A 14,195-nucleotide genomic window follows, 5' to 3' on the forward strand; every position below is an offset into this window, starting at 1 on the left:
TGACGAAATGCTTTTCCTTGTCAGGCCGCCTCAGGGAGCGCCAGTGAGCTAGGATCCGACCGAGAGTGTCCGCGCGGATAAATTTGCCACCGGGGCTCAGTAGAGTTCTGCTCTTTTGTCGTCCATGTACTGTCCATTTCCCGGGCGCGTATTGTGCGATGCGACCGTTCAGGATGTAATAGCCGATCCGTTCGTGACGCATCTCGGAACCCCAGTCGGCAGTGCAACTTTTGCGGGACTGTTGCATGCATGCCATAGCAGCGGCGCCTCTCATCCCCTAACCTTCCTCAACTAATGATTGGGGAGTGATTCAAATGCGATCGATCTTTTTGACGCTGGCGACGGCGGCCGTAGTCATTTCTGCACCTGCGATGGCCGCAGACATGCGTATGCCTGTTAAAGCCGCGCCGATGGCTGCGCCTATCTTCACCTGGACCGGATTCTATATCGGCGGATTCGTCGGAGGCGCGACCGGCGACCGTAATGCTCGATCGACTGAACCGTGTACCGTAGTTGGCGCAGCTTGCTTTGGCTTGTTTACAGTTGCCGGCGTAACCACCCCCAACGACTATTCGTTGGGTAGCAGCTTCATCGGCGGCGGCACGGTCGGCTACAACTGGCAGGCGCCTGGATCGCAGTGGGTTTTTGGCCTTGAGGGCGAAGTAGGTTACCTCCACCTGCAAAGCTCCGTTCGCGATATCAACGCGCCGCCCCCCGCCCTGTCCCCGGGCGGCTTCGATTCTACCCGTATTGGTGACGTTTACGGCGTTATTGCGGGCCGCCTGGGTATCGCAATTGATCGGCTGCTGCTCTACGGCAAGGGCGGCGTCGCGTTTGTCGAGAAGAACCATAACTACGTATCGACGGTGGGCGTGACGAGCGCGAGCCTCAGCAACAGTCACACTCAGACGACCTGGGCGGCAGGCGCCGGCTTGGAATGGGCGTTTGCCGGTAACTGGAGCGTTAAAGGCGAGTATCTCTACATTGCGGCCCGCGAGACCTATAATACCACCGGTGTCTGTACAGGCGGCTTCTGCGCTCCGGTTGCTACTTTTACCAGTGCTCATAGCGACCCCGGCGTCCATACCGGTAAGCTCGGTCTCAATTACCGTTTCTGACTTGACATCTGTTCAGGCTGATTAAAGGGCTGGCGCACCCCAGCCCTTTCGTTGTGACTGGCTCAGAAAGCTTCGACAGCTATCCAAAAGCTCCAAATTCGACGGGAGCGCTTAAGCGCTCCAGACTCTATGATGTCGGCTCCGAGAGATTGAGCCGAAGACGCCTGCTGGCCCGCGGTTAGAGTGGTTTGTTCAATTTGGGACTTAAGCGCGGCGGTCGCCCCGCACGAGAATGCGATGCCTCTGCGTGGTACTCGAGCGCGAAGCGAGCCTTCGCTTCGGCCAACAAAGCGTCCAAGCTTGCCCAAGGGCAAAATACGGACGGTACCGCAGCAGTAGTGCTGGCTTAATTCGGACCTCTTCCGAAGCACTACGAAGTTCGAGTCATGACCGTTCATGGCGCCTTAGGACACACCGCTGTCAGCTTTTTAGGAACTTCAGCGCGTTGCGACGCTTTCACCTTCTGCCGGGGAGGAGGGTTTTTTCATGTCGTATATTTTGAAACCCGGTCGGGGCCGTCAGTCGAAAGACTGGCGGCCTTTGCCGTTTAGGGCCGCGACAATAGCAACACAGGCCAGGGCGGGAGTGGTCGGGTAGCAGCTCTGTGCCACTTCTTACCTCAAACTATGGTGGGACCTATATCCGAGTTGGCACTGCGAAGCGCAGAGACGTTTGTTGTTTCTCTCACCGCGCGATCAGCTACCTGCGCTCATCGGCTTTCCCTCGCCGCTCCCGGGTCATAGCCAGTTCGCGATTGTATTGGTCGTTATTTTTAGATCAATTGCTCCTTTGACGAGATGCTTGGCAGACTGAGATTCCATAAAAAGGTGCGAAGCGACCAGCAAAACAGCCGCAAATGCCACGACCAAACCAGCGGTTGCTAATTCCGCACCTTCATTCATGTCGCCACCTCTTTCTACTTGCGCAACGCCTCATAAAAGGCGGAGTTCCATAACAACGGGAAAAACTGGCAATATCTTTTGCCCAGCCAAGTTGCGCAAGCATTTGTAGAGCATTGATGCGCCCTACCGATGAGGATCCGTGAACGATGCCAAGCACCGGTCTTATAGTCGGCATCACTATAGCGATCATCGTGTGCGGCGTCACAGCCGTTGCAATGATGCTTCGCTTGCCTGTTTGACGAAATCCGTGTGATCGCGAGGTTGGCGGGTTGCCAAGTACTGGAGAAAAGGCCCAAACCCCCGTCCGGGGGCTAGCGCGACGGGGGCGTGTCAGAGAAAAATCTCCGACCAAGCGCTCACGGGCGGCGGTATGGCGAGCGCCAAACGAAAACCTAACAGCGGAGTTCACTGTCGGAAAGGAAATTCGGGAAAGTTGGTATTTGTACCGGGAACAAGTGGCAATCGGACCGAGATACAATACCCGACTAATGGGATTTAGACATCGCAACTCAAACGGTCTCAGCGCTCGTCCCCCTTAGGCGCTGGGACCTTTTTTTCGTCCTCAAGCTGCCAACTGAGATACTCGGAACTAGTTCGAAAGTTCAGTCTAGTTGCGATAATCGTGCCGTGAGCTGACCCCGGGTGGCAACCGCCGTTACCGGCGGTTGGGGCGGCCCCGGTGCAGTGAAGACTGGCAGCTATCCACGGCTCAAGGGGGCACCAAACTCAGGTGCGCATAAGCTGTTATTCGAGAAACTATCCGATCCCTTGATCAAGTGGCAATTGCCCGCGTGGTGCTAACCAGCCGGGAGCATGTCAACGCGCTTGAGGCCCGCGACAAAGGCTTGATGGGCATGCTCCTGCGCTATCCCTATGAGGTCCGCGATGCGTCGGACTACTTCGACGATAATCGAGCGCGATGTCCACCGCGTCATCAAGAGCCGGCTCTGGATGAGCAAGGGCCAGTTGTATTTCATGCTGCTCACTCGAAACATTTTTTCGAGTCAGGAACATCCCGATTTAGGAACCAACGTTAGTGGTTGGGATTATTATGCGGGCCCTGTCTCCTCAGTCGGTGGCCTGTGCACGGTCCGCCGTTAACGGGATCGGACTGGCCGTGCACCAACTGGAGTTTCGCATCATGTCCGAGCCCACCGAACAAGAAGTGGTGGAGCGTGCCTATCAGATTTGGGACAAGCCTGAAGGCCGCGAAGCCGAGTTCTCGCAGGCGGCGTTCCGAGAGCTGCGCAACGAGGACAAGTCAAATCCCCTGCGGACGCCTCACACTCTTTGATGAACAAGAACTGCCCCATCTGCCTCGGCCTGGGCTGGGTCTGCGGGAACCACCCGGCCCTTTCATGGGACAAGGGTTTGGGCTGCGAGTGCGGCGCCGGCATACCGTGCGAATGCAACAGGGCGGGCGACCCTGGAGTTGACGAGCCGGACGTGAGCGGCCTCCTCATTCAGGAAAAATACTATACCAAGCACTAGCGCTGTGGACGGCGCCCTCGCCGACCCACCGGGCGATCATGATGGCGGCGGCCAGCCAAGGATGGGGCTATCTGTTTCATGCAGCCTGAGCGTCGGGCGCGCGCGATGGTTGCTTCCGAATAGGAGCCTGCGGCGGGCTCTCTCGTTATCGGCCATGGAAAAGCAGTATCCCAAAGAGAACACGCCCCCTACCCCGGTTTCGCCGGTGCAGGATCCGAAGCAGCAGTCCGACCGGGGAACGCACAAGCCAGACGGACGAGCCGTGGAAGGGCAATCCCGAGAAGGAGCAACTCGATCCCGACCGGCCGGATATCGACCTGGAGAAGTGGCAGGAGTCCAACACCCACTAGCAGGCATCGCCATGTATCAGTCCAAGAGTACCTAAAGCGCGCCGAGAACTGGGCAGAGCTTGCTGAGCCAATCGCAAGGCACCCCCGCCGAGAGACGCTATAAGCGCATCGAAGCTGCGTGGCGCGCGCTGGAGCAGGAGCAGAAGGGGCCGCCCCCGACGCGTTTAAGGCACCTCCACTCACTGGCATGACGCTTGTTAGCCAACCTGGCTAGTCGAGCGTTCGGCGAGTAACTTCAAAAGCTAATGAGCGTAGCAAGAGCCGCCTGACACGGGTGGCTCTTTGCGTTCAGCTAATCTTTCTTGAATCACTTCACCCGGCTGGAGATAATGTTTTTCGTCCACCGTCAAGCATCATGCCTATACGCGCCAACATAAGTCCGGCGTGTCGCTACGGGTTAGGAATGCGACCGCCTTCTTTCGAAGAAAGGCTTGGGATTACGAAGCCTGCCAACTAGGTAAATCATGTTCAAAAGTGTACATAGCCGCCCAATGGACCAGCACCGGCAGTGCACATGCGGCGCTATCTACCGGCGGACCGAGGCGATGGCGCCCCGGCGCGAAGTGGACTGCTTCCAGTGCTCAGTGCGCGGCCAGACCATGGAGACATGGAATACGGCGTGGGTCCCCTCGTACCGCCTCCTAGTCGGGCCTATCCGCAATCCCATCGACGACTAAGCCAACTCATTCCGCCGACGGGCTTGGCGGGATGGCGGCCCTTCCCTTCACGGTGCCACGCGAAACGGCGTGCCGATCACCCGGGCCTGCCTGCGAACGGCGTCTATGGTGCGGCGGAACATAACTGCGGCTCGGGCCATCGAGACGCCCATTGCGACGAGTTCCCTCAGCTTCGCGTTGTCTTCATCGGTCCAAGCGTTGCGATTCATGATTGTCGGCGCTGCTCGGGAGCGTCTACATCCGGCGCCGCGTGCCCGTTTACCAGAGCTTTCTTTGACCGCTCAAGTATCTCGGCCTTCAGCTCATCGGCCATGCCGCGGAGCTGCTTGGCTATCCGGCTGAACGTTTCCCGCTTGTCCTTGTCGGTCGCGAGGCGGGCGATTAACTCGCAATCTTCAGCGTTGACGAGAAGCTTCTCCAGCTCGGCTTTCAAATCTTTCATGGGATTCCTAAGGTGCCCTGCCCGCTCAGGATAAGCGGAAATGAGGCAGTCCGGGGAAGAACTATTTCGCTAACTGGTAGGAACTTTTGGAAAGCCTGCGCGTATGATCAACTTGCTAATCTTTAGGCATCACATGCAGCAGCTCACCAAGGTAATCCAGCGGATTTTGAGGCTCGCGAAGACCAACAGCGAGCCGTCATCGACCTCGCGCGCCGGGGAGCAGCGGGACCAATCCAGCATGGCCGACTTCGTCCGGATCTTGCAGGACCAGGACGGAAAGAAGGCCGGCTGACCTCGGCGAAGACGCCGAACGATCGGCGCAAATACTTCCGACGTTCTCATACCATTCGCATGTCCTGCATCCGAACGAGCGATCGTCGCGGCCTCCGTCCGGGGCGGTCTCAACCTCGATGGGCGCGGTCTTCTCGATCTCCGTATCGACGACCCCGATCCTTGTCGCCGGCAAGGGCTCGAAGGTATCGAAGATGGAAACTATCAATTCGCTGCTTCTCGGCGACCCCTTGGACTTTCTGTCCGTGCGAATTGCCACGAGATGATTGTGACCCCGCGGCCTGACGCTCAAAGTTATGGCCGTGCTGGCACCGTCACTGTGGCTTGAAGGCCAGCATCCCCAAGCGCTCCAAGGATGCGCTTCGCAATTATTTTGGCCTCCTCAGACTCCACCTTAAGCTCGGGATGGTCGCCAAAGCTATCGAGTAACGCCGTTGCGATGATCGCGCTTATTTGATGCTCATCAGTCATAACTGCTCCCAGTCCCAATTGGCCTAAGTTAGCGACGCGAAAAACCTCAGAGCAAGGTAGGCGACGACCGCTGTAACGAACGTTATGCCAATCGCGACGGCAACGCCCCCAATTCATAAGTCTGCTTCCATGCCCTTGCGAACTGGCGCGGCCGCGACTTCGCCCCCCCACTGGATTTACCAATCGCTCAGGTGCTCCTCATGCATTTCTCGCTTTGAGCGCGCCCAGCGAGGGATCGGGGAAGATGAGACTTCGCCATCCACTGCGATCAAACGGGGTCCAGCCTCCCTCTGGCTGTGCCAATCTGTCGGCGACCGCATAGACGGCTGCTGGATTCACGGCCAGCCCGCAATGGCTTCCTTGCACCTCAATGCTTTCTGCCTGAGCGGAGGTTTCCTCTACACAACCCTGCCACGCGCAAATTCCGTCCGTGCGGCTATAAATCGCCGTTGTAGGAACTGGTGGCGCAACCGCAACATCCTGCGCGTCGTCAATCGATTGGCCGCTGGCGAACTCATAAACTCGCCACGCATTTGTGGACTTGGGACTGGCGCCGAAGGGACTTCCCAGCGAAATCACCGAACGAACGCGATCCGGCAATATCTTTGCCAGTTCCCGCGCATAAATCCCGCCAAGGCTCCAACCGACTATGCTGATTTTTCCACCGTGCAGGTCGCTAAGTTCACGCACCAAATTGAGCATGCGATCATGGACGCCTTCGCGAAGACCACGATTTAGGCCTAGCCCCCAGCCACTAACCCTGTAGCCACGGCCCTCCAAAAATTTGCGCAGCGGTAATGTGGAGTCGTCACCGGCCATGAGGCCGGGTAGCACCAACACCGGATGTCCGTCCCCCTTTGGGACCAAGTTTAAAATCGGAAGCGCACCCAGAAAAGCTCCGAATCCGCTGAGAGCGCGCCGCCCTTCAAGCATCATAAGAATCTTAGATGGCGGACGAAACGACTGAGTTGCAGCTGGCATTTTGTTCCTTGTTGCGTTGCACAAGGAGAACCTGCTGACCCATCCGTTGTTCCAAGTAGGCTTCACAAAACGGCAGGCACTGATAGGAACGGAACGCATCCTCAAATGTTGCATTGCATCATAGAGGACTTACATATGTCGAAGATCGAAAAACTCGTACGCCAGAACACACAGCGCCATCGTCCCCGCCATCTATTCCTTTTTCGTTCAGTTGGGGCTCAGGATTGGAAAGCCCTAGGAGCCCCCACTGCTAAGAATTAGGTCCTCCAGCGAGAATTCGCCAAGACGCGGCTGATTGCGAATGCGATAGCTTCGGGGAAACTCCTCGTTGACTTGTCGTGGTCGACGATGATGGAAACGAGCTCTGTAGAGTGCAATCGCCGCAGCGCCCTGAATTTGGTCAATTCAGTCGGCACGGAACTCCAGCGTGGCAAGCATTACCTCGCCGCTCGTCTCTGACCCAAATCGTGATCTGCGATACCGTCTGACCAGACTGCATCAAATCCCGTCCTAAGTTGCAAAGTGCCAAGCCGGCTTCCACTCGAGCGGCATCGAGGTCGGGAAAGCGCTCGCCTTCCTCATCAACAGAACGCGGCGCGTCCCCTATTTGGATGTCAAAAAAATACAGGCCCATGCCAAGCCAAACCACGAATCACTACTTCGTTCCGATCAGCGGCGCGCGCAAACGGCCCCGGCGCGGAGAACGCCACGCTGCACCAAAGGCCGCCAGGGTTTTCTCCTGGTCGGGGGCTGAGGAATCTATCGGGAGCGCAGATTCGATTCTTGGGGCGCTTAGGAGTTCCAAAGAACGGCCCCAGCGTGCGCGGTGGGCGAACACTGGGGCCGACATTTCCTCGAATGAAGCGCGGGGGGGACGTTGCATCCATTCGGTCGTGCATAACTAAGCGATCCGGTCAGGAATTGTTCCGCTCCATTTTACGGCCCCTCCCCATCATGTTGATTGCGTTCCGTCCCGGGCGCATCTTTCTGGAAATGAACCCCGCCCCCAGCCAGCCAGCTTGGGCGGGGTTTTTCATGGGCGGCTCATTTCGACATTCCTACGGAAGATAACGTCTCGGTGAACGAAACCGATTGCCTTCCCCCACGCAGTCGTCCGGAAACGAAGCCGGAGCAGTCTCTCCTCGTCACTGACAACAGGGGATTCAAAATGATTGCTCTCACAGTCACCGCCATTTTAGCCATCTGTGCCGGAACATTGATCGCGCTGGCATCGAGCGAATTCGGCCCCGAACTTGTTCTCGCCGTTGTCAGCCTCGTATAAGGGCTCCGTTTTCGCGGGCAAAGAAAAACCCGCCGGTAACTGCCCCCGGCGGGTTTCCTTACGCATCACTCTCGCGGGGGCTTTGGGGTCCGTTCCGCGATTGGTTCGAATTTAGCGGCTGGCGGTTAATATTTAGTCGAGAGCCCGCCGGCGTGAACCGGCCGGGCTTATTTGATAGTTCGCCTGGTTAGGCGTCGGCGATCTCAGTATCGATCTCCAAGCTACCTAGCACCGCACGGGCGCGGTCCGGGAGCGCCCCTTCATCGAAAAATGGACCTTCGCAACCCCCTGCCGGTTTGCAGCGCTCCTGCACCGCACGGTCGTAAAGTACGAGATGCTTCGCAAAATCCGGCTCACCATAAAGATTCCGGCTCACCGTTTGGAGCTCCTGGACCAAGAAGCTTTGGTATCTGGCGAGCAGGCCCTCGCGCGTGAGTTTGCCGTCACGTTGAAATGCTCCAACATGCTTCTTGGGAGTGATCGGCCCAGTCGCTCTGTTCAGGTCCGTTGAAAGTTTGACGATATCGTGCACGTCCAAAACCTCCTCGATCGACACAGGCACGGTCCCGCCATTTTCAAGAGAATCGACTTCGGCCACGACGGCCCTAAGCTGGGCAGCTACTTGACCGGGCGTGGCCGGGCGAGCGGAGAGAACGGCCCCCAAAATCCTGTTCTTGACTGCGCAGTAGGCGGATAGCTCTTCGTAGTCATCTATCGGTCGGCCAAGGACGTCGATAGCCTCGCGGTGCCAAAACAATGAATTTCGATCCCCTGATCTTCGAGGACGAATCCCTCCGGTAGCTTTCCAAAGATCTCCGGCGGGTACTCCGGGAAAGAGCCATAATCGAACGGCCAGCTACGCAATTCGGCCATACTGGGGACGCGACCTTCCGGCTCTACCGCGGACGTGGCGACTTCGACGGCATCCCGAACGCGCGATGGTGCCGCTAGCGAGGACGATGGCAGCGCAACGGCCGACGCGATCGCGCCGGCGCCTGTAACAAGCAGATTCATCAGGAGCCTCCTGCTCAAGGTTGGTGACCCAGTCCCGTCGGAAGAACCCAGAGACCTGGGCTCCGGTTCGTCCCGCCCGGAGGTGGGCTGAGATGCGCCAGGATGGCTGGTGGGAATCAGTGGACGTGAAGACAATTGAACGGCGCCGGGGGCGCTAGTCGTCTTCTCCAGAATTGCGGACGTGTTTGTGGGTGGCGTGCTATGCACGCTTTCAGCCTGGATGGTCACCTGCATTGGTCTCCGGGTTAGAGCCCGGGCGGAAGTTCGTACCTTCCCCTCGGCTTGTTTTTGCGATATCTTGAATTCATGGCAAAGTCAATTCGCGATATCGCAAAAAGGCCCGGGCGCCCCAAAACGACGGGTCCCGGGACTGGCATTCTGGTCAAGATGCACGACCCCCAGCTTGACGCGATTGACGCTTGGAGTGCGAAGCAGAAAGATCCAGGCCTTACTCGTCCCGAAGCCATCCGCCGGCTGGTCGATTTGGGGTTGAAGTCAAAAGGGAAATAGCTGCAGAGGAGGTGTCCGATGCGTAAAGCCCGCGATTTTGACGCTGTTGAATATCTGCTGATCGCTGGCCTTTCAGTCGTTTGGGGCGGCGCGGCATGTCTGGCTGTCTTAACGATGTGGGGCTGAAGGCGTAGAAATGAGCGATGCCGAACTATATCGGCGCAACGCTGACGACTGCCGCCAGCGCTCCCTGCAAGCCCGCTTGCCAGGGGATAAGCCGAACTGGCTCAAGATCGCCGAAGAGTGGCAGAAGCTAGCTGAAGAGGTAGATGCAGCCAGCGCATACAAGGGACGAAAAATGAATACGGCTTCGCCGGTTCCCGCCCGCGTGGCTTACGCAACTAGCGCTGCTGCTTTGTCTAAATCGTTGCCTGGCGCGGAATGGGCTGAAGATACAACGTTCAACGCGGGCGAGGATATTCTTGCGGATCCAACTCTGAAAGACGTTTACAAAGAGGCAATTTTAAAAGGCTGCGCTATGGCGAAGGGGAAGTGAGCACGGCGGGCAACGACGACAAAAGCCCGCTGATCGATCTTATTAGCTGCATCGTATGCAATCAAACAATGAGGCTCGAAAAAAGCTCCCCCGACGTGAGGGAATTGACATCATTCAATATCGCTGTGACCTGTGTAACAGAATTGAGCAGGCGATTATTGCGCCGAAGTCGAGATCCGACGGACTGAAGGCGAAGGCTATATGAAAATCGACAGCACAACGAGGGCACAATGATTTCACTTTTGATCGGGATTTTGATTATCGTGGTGGTCGGCGCGATCTGCTTTTGGGCGATTGAAAAGTTCGCACCCGACGCCAAGCTTGCGAATCTACTCAAGTTGCTCGTTGTACTCGTTTGTCTCGGCGCGATTGTGCAGCGATTGATGGTGCTGACCTATTAGCCAATGCCCGCAGCACCCTAGAGCTGGGGGCTTAAGGCGAAGCCCAAACCCTGATTCCGTTGCGTGAGTAAGGCCGTCTCAGTTGGGGGCATCAACCCAAATGACCAGGGCCAGTCTACCGGCGGTGACCCTAGTAACTCAGGGCCAAAACAACTGCTGCGGCGAGCGGGATGGCGCTCGTGGCGCTTAGAACCATGATTAGAAACTCGCGCTTGGTTTCTCTATCCATGTGAACCTCCGGTACACAATATGAACCAAAGCCGGAGCAATCCGTTCCTATTCCTCGACGAACGGGTGATACGACGCGCTGTGGGTCGATCGCGTTCCGACCCACCACGTATTGATAGTTTGCCGGAGCCGGCCACCCGCGCTTCAATAGCCCATGTCCACCCTCACCCGCCGCCCTCACCCCGGCCGCTCCGACGCTTGACACGTCTATTATGGTGACGTGCAGGTCGGAACCATCGCTGTCCAGTCGGGCTTGCCGGTGCACGCCAAGCAATGGCGATGGGACGTCGGCTTCTACCCGGCATCTCACCGCGGGCATAACCGCTCCGGCTATGCGGCGAGCTTCGATGAGGCGCGGGCGGGCTTCGATGTCGCCCGGAAAGACTACCTCCCGAAATGCACGGAAGCCGATTTCAACGAGTATCGCCGCCAGCGCGCCTGGACTGCCTGGAAGTATCGCACGCATGAGGGTGGCCTAGCTCTGCCGACGCAATCGACCAGCGGATGGGCACGCTGTTTGTGTGGCTCCTCGATCGATGTAGCGAGCGCCGCGGCACACGTTAATGAGGCGCATCCTGAGCCCGCCTGAATTAGGGAGTGGAAAACTTGAATCGGATCGGCCGTCGCACGATCATTGCCATGGTAGTCATCTGCGGATTCGCGGCGCTATGGGGGCATGCTGAGATGAAGTTTTCGACTGAACGACCTTATGCGGATCCAGAGAAGGCCACGCGCAAGCTCCTAGAGATCGCTAATGCGACGGACGCCATCCAGGACGGCCGCATTCACATCGAAAAGATCAACGCGCCAATGCTGTACAAGGAAGGTGCCAGCCCGACCGAATACAAGGCCGGCCTTGATCTGGGGTGGCTGTTGCTGCACGAGAGCGGCACCTTCGTGAAGTTCACCCCGGCCGGGGCCGAACTGTTCGCCTGAGACCGCGAAAGGCCGCCCCTTCAGTTATAGCACGCCCACAAAGGCAGAAACGATCAAGATTGCCGCTCCCACCGCTAGGATTATCACATCAACTGTTATGCGTCGCTTGGCAGATTCGGTCATGGCTGAACCCTCCATCCACGGGAAACCGCGTTGTCTGACCTATCGCGACCGAGCACTGTGCGTCAGCTCACATACAGATCGAGAAAGTTCACCCAGTGACTGACGGTGGTTGGCAACGCAAGTTCGATGAACCGATCGAGACGCCAGACGGCAACCAGCTTCACACGCTGCGCGAGGCGATCGTCTATCTCGCCGAAACCGTCCCGAAATCAGAACGCGATATGCCCGCGGTGACGACTGCCGCTGAGATGCTGACCAACGCCGCGGAGCGCGGCGCTGCCTGGATTTTTTTGGCGCGTATGGCGACGCTGAAGGCAATCCACCGCCACGAGGTGCGGCAGTTCAATCCCAACGCCAAAGAGCATCATTGGGGAAGGCGCAGGCTGAAACGAGACAAATGAAAAGCGAATAACTCCCATGGCTACCTCCGCGGGCGCCGTGCTAGATTGCTCGCCATGAACCGTGACCCTCTAAGGCTCGATGCCATTTACCACTCCCATCCGGTGCCTCGCAACCAAGCGAGCCTGTCGCTGATGGGGTTCGTTTTCGACAAAGTCTACTTTCCAGGCGCATCGCTACCCGCTGAAGGCTTCGACCAGAAGGCCGTCGATAGGGAAATCGAGCGGCTAAAAGAATGGGAGAAGGATTACGACACGGCGCAATTGATCGGAATTCTGAGGTTTCTAAGACACGTCCCCGATCTGAAAGGCTTCTGCGAATTCGAGCAGGACGGCTCGAAAATTTTCGGAGACAAGCGATATCCCCAGCAGACCATAGCAGCAATCCATGACGGCATCTGCGGCCACCCCCTCCAGGATTCACTCCAAGTATTGATGCCGCTCACAGCAAAGGATTGCCCGGGAGCGACGTCAGCATCGCTTATCGCGGAACTTTCCATCAGTTCGCTAACGCCATTTTCGAGTCTTCCCGTACCGGAATTCCTTTAGTGAACGATGCGCCTGATCTGCCTGTTTTCTCTGATACCGCTTCGCCCATCAATGACGCTGAAGCGTTGGTCGGCATGTTGTCGATTTTATCAATCAGGCTACTCCTACCGGAAATTCCCGTGTTAACGCCGCAGGATCTCATGGAGTTTCGGGCCGAGAGCGCGGCTGAGCTTAGATCGTTTCGAGGTTCAATGCTGGGTTACGCCAAAGACTTGAACAGCGGCCTCATGCAGCAACGCGACGCCGGAAACATCCAAAAACACGCCGAGTTTTTTGTGAGAACAGAGATCGCGCCCGCCTCGACGAACTTCGGGTGGTGATGGAAAAGCGCAACTCCGGTTGGTTTAGGCGGTCAGCTATGAAGATCGTTCCAGGCGTCGCCGCCGGGTATATGACAGGCGGTCTTTGGTCGGCCGTGGCCGCTTTAATTACAGGAGGGGCTACCCACATCCCAACAGAGATGAAGTCCGGAACCAGTGCAGCAAAGCAAGCCAAGGCCAACGGGTTGTATTACCTGCTCAAAGTCGAACGGTCGGGATAACGAGGTGTGGGGGCGCAGCCCAAAGTGCTAGCGCCCGTCGACCAACGAATGAAATTACCCGCCCCATGGGGAGGAGCATAAACCGTTGCGCGGAGGCGCGACCAGCCTCGCGCCGGCAGGATCAAAAAGTGCTCATACCCACGTTGAGGTACCACCATTGCGGCGAACACAGCGGACCGAACATACAGACTCTTCCGATAAGCTCCTTGCGACTGCCCACTGGAAGGGGAAATAAATGGATCTGCTGTCGTCGATCAAGTTGCCGTACTGGCTAATGATCGCGGGGGCTCTTTTAGTGGCGATAGGATTCCTTGGTCTTGCATTTACCCGGAACAAGCAAGCCGCGATTAATCCTGATTGAGAAGTGAAGGCGAAGAAATGAGTCCCCTTGTTTGCTGCGAGCGGAAAAAGTGGAGAATTGCGGTTTGCGGGCTTGTAGCGGGACTACTCGCACTGAGCGTGTCGGTCGCCGCCGCCGCCGAGATAAAGCCCCTTAATCTCAACGACGATCATGTAGAAATTTCCATCTCCGGCAATATTGCGCCGGGTGATGCTGACTTATTGAGAACGCGCATCAAGGCGGCTACTGATGCGGGTAAACTGGTGACCTCGGTGCGATTGAACTCGGAGGGAGGTAACTTACTAGAAGGTGTCCGGTTGGCAGACGTGGTCAGGTCTGCAAAAGTGTCCACGAACGTAGGGCAAAACGCAACCTGCGCATCGGCTTGCTTTCTCATCTTCGCGGCAGGGGAAACAAAGTATGCATATGTTCGCGCCCGCATTGGAGTGCATGCCGCGTCAGAGAATGGTACCGAGTCTCGCAAAACAACTATGGCGATGGCCCATATTGCAGAAGAATTGACTGTCCCCTCGTCGATCATTCGCCGCATGGTAAACACGCCGCCCGGCGATGTGACCTGGCTTAGCCTTAATGATCTTCGATTGATGGGAGCGGATATCAATCACTACAAGGAACGGTGAAACCGCCACTTCT

At 57.3% G+C, this 14,195-nt stretch carries 20 protein-coding genes and 1 pseudogene; 15 read left to right on the forward strand and 6 right to left on the reverse strand.

Going from position 1 to position 14,195, the window contains the following annotated elements:
• Positions 1 to 314: 314 nt before the first annotated feature.
• Positions 315 to 1,118 (forward strand): outer membrane protein, encoded by an 804-nt coding sequence (locus JQ574_RS32790; protein ID WP_212215033.1) that lies wholly within the window; start codon positions 315 to 317, stop codon positions 1,116 to 1,118.
• Positions 1,119 to 1,855: 737 nt separating this feature from the next.
• On the opposite strand, the gene JQ574_RS32795 is transcribed toward JQ574_RS32790, so the two are convergent.
• Entirely contained in the window at positions 1,856 to 2,020 is a 165-nt protein-coding gene (locus tag JQ574_RS32795) for a hypothetical protein (RefSeq protein WP_212215035.1), read from the reverse strand.
• A 740-nt stretch (positions 2,021 to 2,760) separates the two neighbouring features.
• Between JQ574_RS32795 and JQ574_RS35385 the strand changes: the two are divergent.
• Together JQ574_RS35385 and JQ574_RS32800 are read left to right on the forward strand one after the other, a co-directional pair.
• Positions 2,761 to 2,928, forward strand: a pseudogene (locus tag JQ574_RS35385) (Ku protein); the annotation flags it as partial.
• Between the two features lie 233 nt (positions 2,929 to 3,161).
• Entirely contained in the window at positions 3,162 to 3,314 is a 153-nt protein-coding gene (locus tag JQ574_RS32800; protein WP_212215036.1) for a hypothetical protein, read from the forward strand.
• A 1,429-nt stretch (positions 3,315 to 4,743) separates the two neighbouring features.
• Here JQ574_RS32800 and JQ574_RS32805 read toward each other — a convergent pair.
• The gene (locus JQ574_RS32805) at positions 4,744 to 4,980 is read right to left on the reverse strand and encodes a hypothetical protein (protein ID WP_212215037.1); all 237 of its coding nucleotides are present in this window, start codon (positions 4,978 to 4,980) and stop codon (positions 4,744 to 4,746) included.
• Between the two features lie 133 nt (positions 4,981 to 5,113).
• Between JQ574_RS32805 and JQ574_RS32810 the strand changes: the two genes are divergently transcribed.
• Positions 5,114 to 5,272 (forward strand): hypothetical protein, encoded by a 159-nt coding sequence (locus JQ574_RS32810; RefSeq protein WP_212215038.1) that lies wholly within the window; start codon positions 5,114 to 5,116, stop codon positions 5,270 to 5,272.
• Between the two features lie 668 nt (positions 5,273 to 5,940).
• On the opposite strand, the gene JQ574_RS32815 is transcribed toward JQ574_RS32810, so the two are convergent.
• Positions 5,941 to 6,723 (reverse strand): triacylglycerol lipase, encoded by a 783-nt coding sequence (locus tag JQ574_RS32815; protein ID WP_212215039.1) that lies wholly within the window; start codon positions 6,721 to 6,723, stop codon positions 5,941 to 5,943.
• Between the two features lie 400 nt (positions 6,724 to 7,123).
• Positions 7,124 to 7,357 carry a DUF6894 family protein gene (locus JQ574_RS35940; protein WP_409363450.1) on the reverse strand — a complete coding sequence of 78 codons (234 nt, stop codon included), beginning with the start codon at positions 7,355 to 7,357 and terminating at the stop codon, positions 7,124 to 7,126.
• Positions 7,358 to 7,801: 444 nt separating this feature from the next.
• Between JQ574_RS35940 and JQ574_RS32820 the strand changes: the two genes are divergently transcribed.
• Entirely contained in the window at positions 7,802 to 8,005 is a 204-nt protein-coding gene (locus tag JQ574_RS32820) for a hypothetical protein (protein ID WP_212296457.1), read from the forward strand.
• A 187-nt stretch (positions 8,006 to 8,192) separates the two neighbouring features.
• Here the strand turns inward: JQ574_RS32820 and JQ574_RS32825 are convergent, their stop codons facing one another.
• Together JQ574_RS32825 and JQ574_RS32830 are read right to left on the reverse strand one after the other, a co-directional pair.
• A complete protein-coding gene (locus tag JQ574_RS32825) occupies positions 8,193 to 8,603 on the reverse strand; it encodes a hypothetical protein (RefSeq protein ID WP_212215041.1) in 411 nt (136 codons plus the stop codon).
• Between the two features lie 113 nt (positions 8,604 to 8,716).
• Positions 8,717 to 9,019 carry a hypothetical protein gene (locus JQ574_RS32830; protein WP_212215042.1) on the reverse strand — a complete coding sequence of 101 codons (303 nt, stop codon included), beginning with the start codon at positions 9,017 to 9,019 and terminating at the stop codon, positions 8,717 to 8,719.
• A gap of 646 nt (positions 9,020 to 9,665) precedes the next feature.
• Here JQ574_RS32830 and JQ574_RS32835 point away from each other — a divergent pair.
• The 10 genes from JQ574_RS32835 (at position 9,666) to JQ574_RS32880 (ending at position 14,182) form a co-directional block, all read left to right on the forward strand.
• The gene (locus JQ574_RS32835; RefSeq protein ID WP_212215043.1) at positions 9,666 to 10,025 is read left to right on the forward strand and encodes a hypothetical protein; all 360 of its coding nucleotides are present in this window, start codon (positions 9,666 to 9,668) and stop codon (positions 10,023 to 10,025) included.
• Between the two features lie 230 nt (positions 10,026 to 10,255).
• Positions 10,256 to 10,426, forward strand: a complete 171-nt coding sequence (locus JQ574_RS32840; RefSeq protein WP_209841672.1) for a hypothetical protein — start codon at positions 10,256 to 10,258, stop codon at positions 10,424 to 10,426.
• Between the two features lie 448 nt (positions 10,427 to 10,874).
• Positions 10,875 to 11,243: a hypothetical protein gene (locus JQ574_RS32845; protein WP_212215045.1), complete on the forward strand. Its 369-nt coding sequence runs from the start codon at positions 10,875 to 10,877 to the stop codon at positions 11,241 to 11,243.
• Between the two features lie 17 nt (positions 11,244 to 11,260).
• Positions 11,261 to 11,590, forward strand: a complete 330-nt coding sequence (locus tag JQ574_RS32850; protein WP_312014772.1) for a hypothetical protein — start codon at positions 11,261 to 11,263, stop codon at positions 11,588 to 11,590.
• 218 nt (positions 11,591 to 11,808) lie between these two features.
• Positions 11,809 to 12,114 carry a hypothetical protein gene (locus JQ574_RS32855; RefSeq protein WP_212214979.1) on the forward strand — a complete coding sequence of 102 codons (306 nt, stop codon included), beginning with the start codon at positions 11,809 to 11,811 and terminating at the stop codon, positions 12,112 to 12,114.
• Positions 12,115 to 12,168: 54 nt separating this feature from the next.
• Positions 12,169 to 12,660, forward strand: a complete 492-nt coding sequence (locus JQ574_RS32860; RefSeq protein ID WP_212214982.1) for a hypothetical protein — start codon at positions 12,169 to 12,171, stop codon at positions 12,658 to 12,660.
• Positions 12,660 to 12,980 carry a hypothetical protein gene (locus JQ574_RS32865; RefSeq protein WP_212214984.1) on the forward strand — a complete coding sequence of 107 codons (321 nt, stop codon included), beginning with the start codon at positions 12,660 to 12,662 and terminating at the stop codon, positions 12,978 to 12,980. Before JQ574_RS32860 ends, JQ574_RS32865 begins: the two co-directional genes overlap by 1 nt.
• Positions 12,981 to 13,018: 38 nt before the next feature.
• On the forward strand, positions 13,019 to 13,201 hold the full coding sequence (locus JQ574_RS32870) for a hypothetical protein (RefSeq protein WP_212214986.1): 183 nt from the start codon (positions 13,019 to 13,021) through the stop codon (positions 13,199 to 13,201).
• 235 nt (positions 13,202 to 13,436) lie between these two features.
• Entirely contained in the window at positions 13,437 to 13,562 is a 126-nt protein-coding gene (locus JQ574_RS32875; protein WP_212214987.1) for an LPXTG cell wall anchor domain-containing protein, read from the forward strand.
• A 17-nt stretch (positions 13,563 to 13,579) separates the two neighbouring features.
• A complete protein-coding gene (locus tag JQ574_RS32880) occupies positions 13,580 to 14,182 on the forward strand; it encodes an ATP-dependent Clp protease proteolytic subunit (protein WP_212214989.1) in 603 nt (200 codons plus the stop codon).
• The last annotated feature ends 13 nt before the right edge of the window (positions 14,183 to 14,195 follow it).

It is taken from the genome of Bradyrhizobium sp. AUGA SZCCT0158 (assembly GCF_018130065.1).
Lineage (GTDB): Bacteria > Pseudomonadota > Alphaproteobacteria > Rhizobiales > Xanthobacteraceae > Bradyrhizobium.

Excerpts from the sequence above, each read along its gene's own strand:
- JQ574_RS32795 (WP_212215035.1), bottom strand. The coding sequence starts at position 2,020 with ATGAATGAAGGTGCGGAATTAGCAACCGCTGGTTTGGTCGTGGCATTT.
- JQ574_RS32815 (WP_212215039.1), bottom strand. The coding sequence starts at position 6,723 with ATGCCAGCTGCAACTCAGTCGTTTCGTCCGCCATCTAAGATTCTTATG.
- JQ574_RS35940 (WP_409363450.1), bottom strand. The coding sequence starts at position 7,357 with ATGGGCCTGTATTTTTTTGACATCCAAATAGGGGACGCGCCGCGTTCT.
- JQ574_RS32840 (WP_209841672.1), top strand. The coding sequence starts at position 10,256 with ATGATTTCACTTTTGATCGGGATTTTGATTATCGTGGTGGTCGGCGCG.
- JQ574_RS32790 (WP_212215033.1), top strand. The coding sequence starts at position 315 with ATGCGATCGATCTTTTTGACGCTGGCGACGGCGGCCGTAGTCATTTCT.
- JQ574_RS32870 (WP_212214986.1), top strand. The coding sequence starts at position 13,019 with ATGAAGATCGTTCCAGGCGTCGCCGCCGGGTATATGACAGGCGGTCTT.
- JQ574_RS32880 (WP_212214989.1), top strand. The coding sequence starts at position 13,580 with ATGAGTCCCCTTGTTTGCTGCGAGCGGAAAAAGTGGAGAATTGCGGTT.
- JQ574_RS32830 (WP_212215042.1), bottom strand. The coding sequence starts at position 9,019 with ATGAATCTGCTTGTTACAGGCGCCGGCGCGATCGCGTCGGCCGTTGCG.
- JQ574_RS32875 (WP_212214987.1), top strand. The coding sequence starts at position 13,437 with ATGGATCTGCTGTCGTCGATCAAGTTGCCGTACTGGCTAATGATCGCG.
- JQ574_RS32810 (WP_212215038.1), top strand. The coding sequence starts at position 5,114 with ATGCAGCAGCTCACCAAGGTAATCCAGCGGATTTTGAGGCTCGCGAAG.
- JQ574_RS32800 (WP_212215036.1), top strand. The coding sequence starts at position 3,162 with ATGTCCGAGCCCACCGAACAAGAAGTGGTGGAGCGTGCCTATCAGATT.
- JQ574_RS32835 (WP_212215043.1), top strand. The coding sequence starts at position 9,666 with ATGAGCGATGCCGAACTATATCGGCGCAACGCTGACGACTGCCGCCAG.
- JQ574_RS32860 (WP_212214982.1), top strand. The coding sequence starts at position 12,169 with ATGAACCGTGACCCTCTAAGGCTCGATGCCATTTACCACTCCCATCCG.
- JQ574_RS32805 (WP_212215037.1), bottom strand. The coding sequence starts at position 4,980 with ATGAAAGATTTGAAAGCCGAGCTGGAGAAGCTTCTCGTCAACGCTGAA.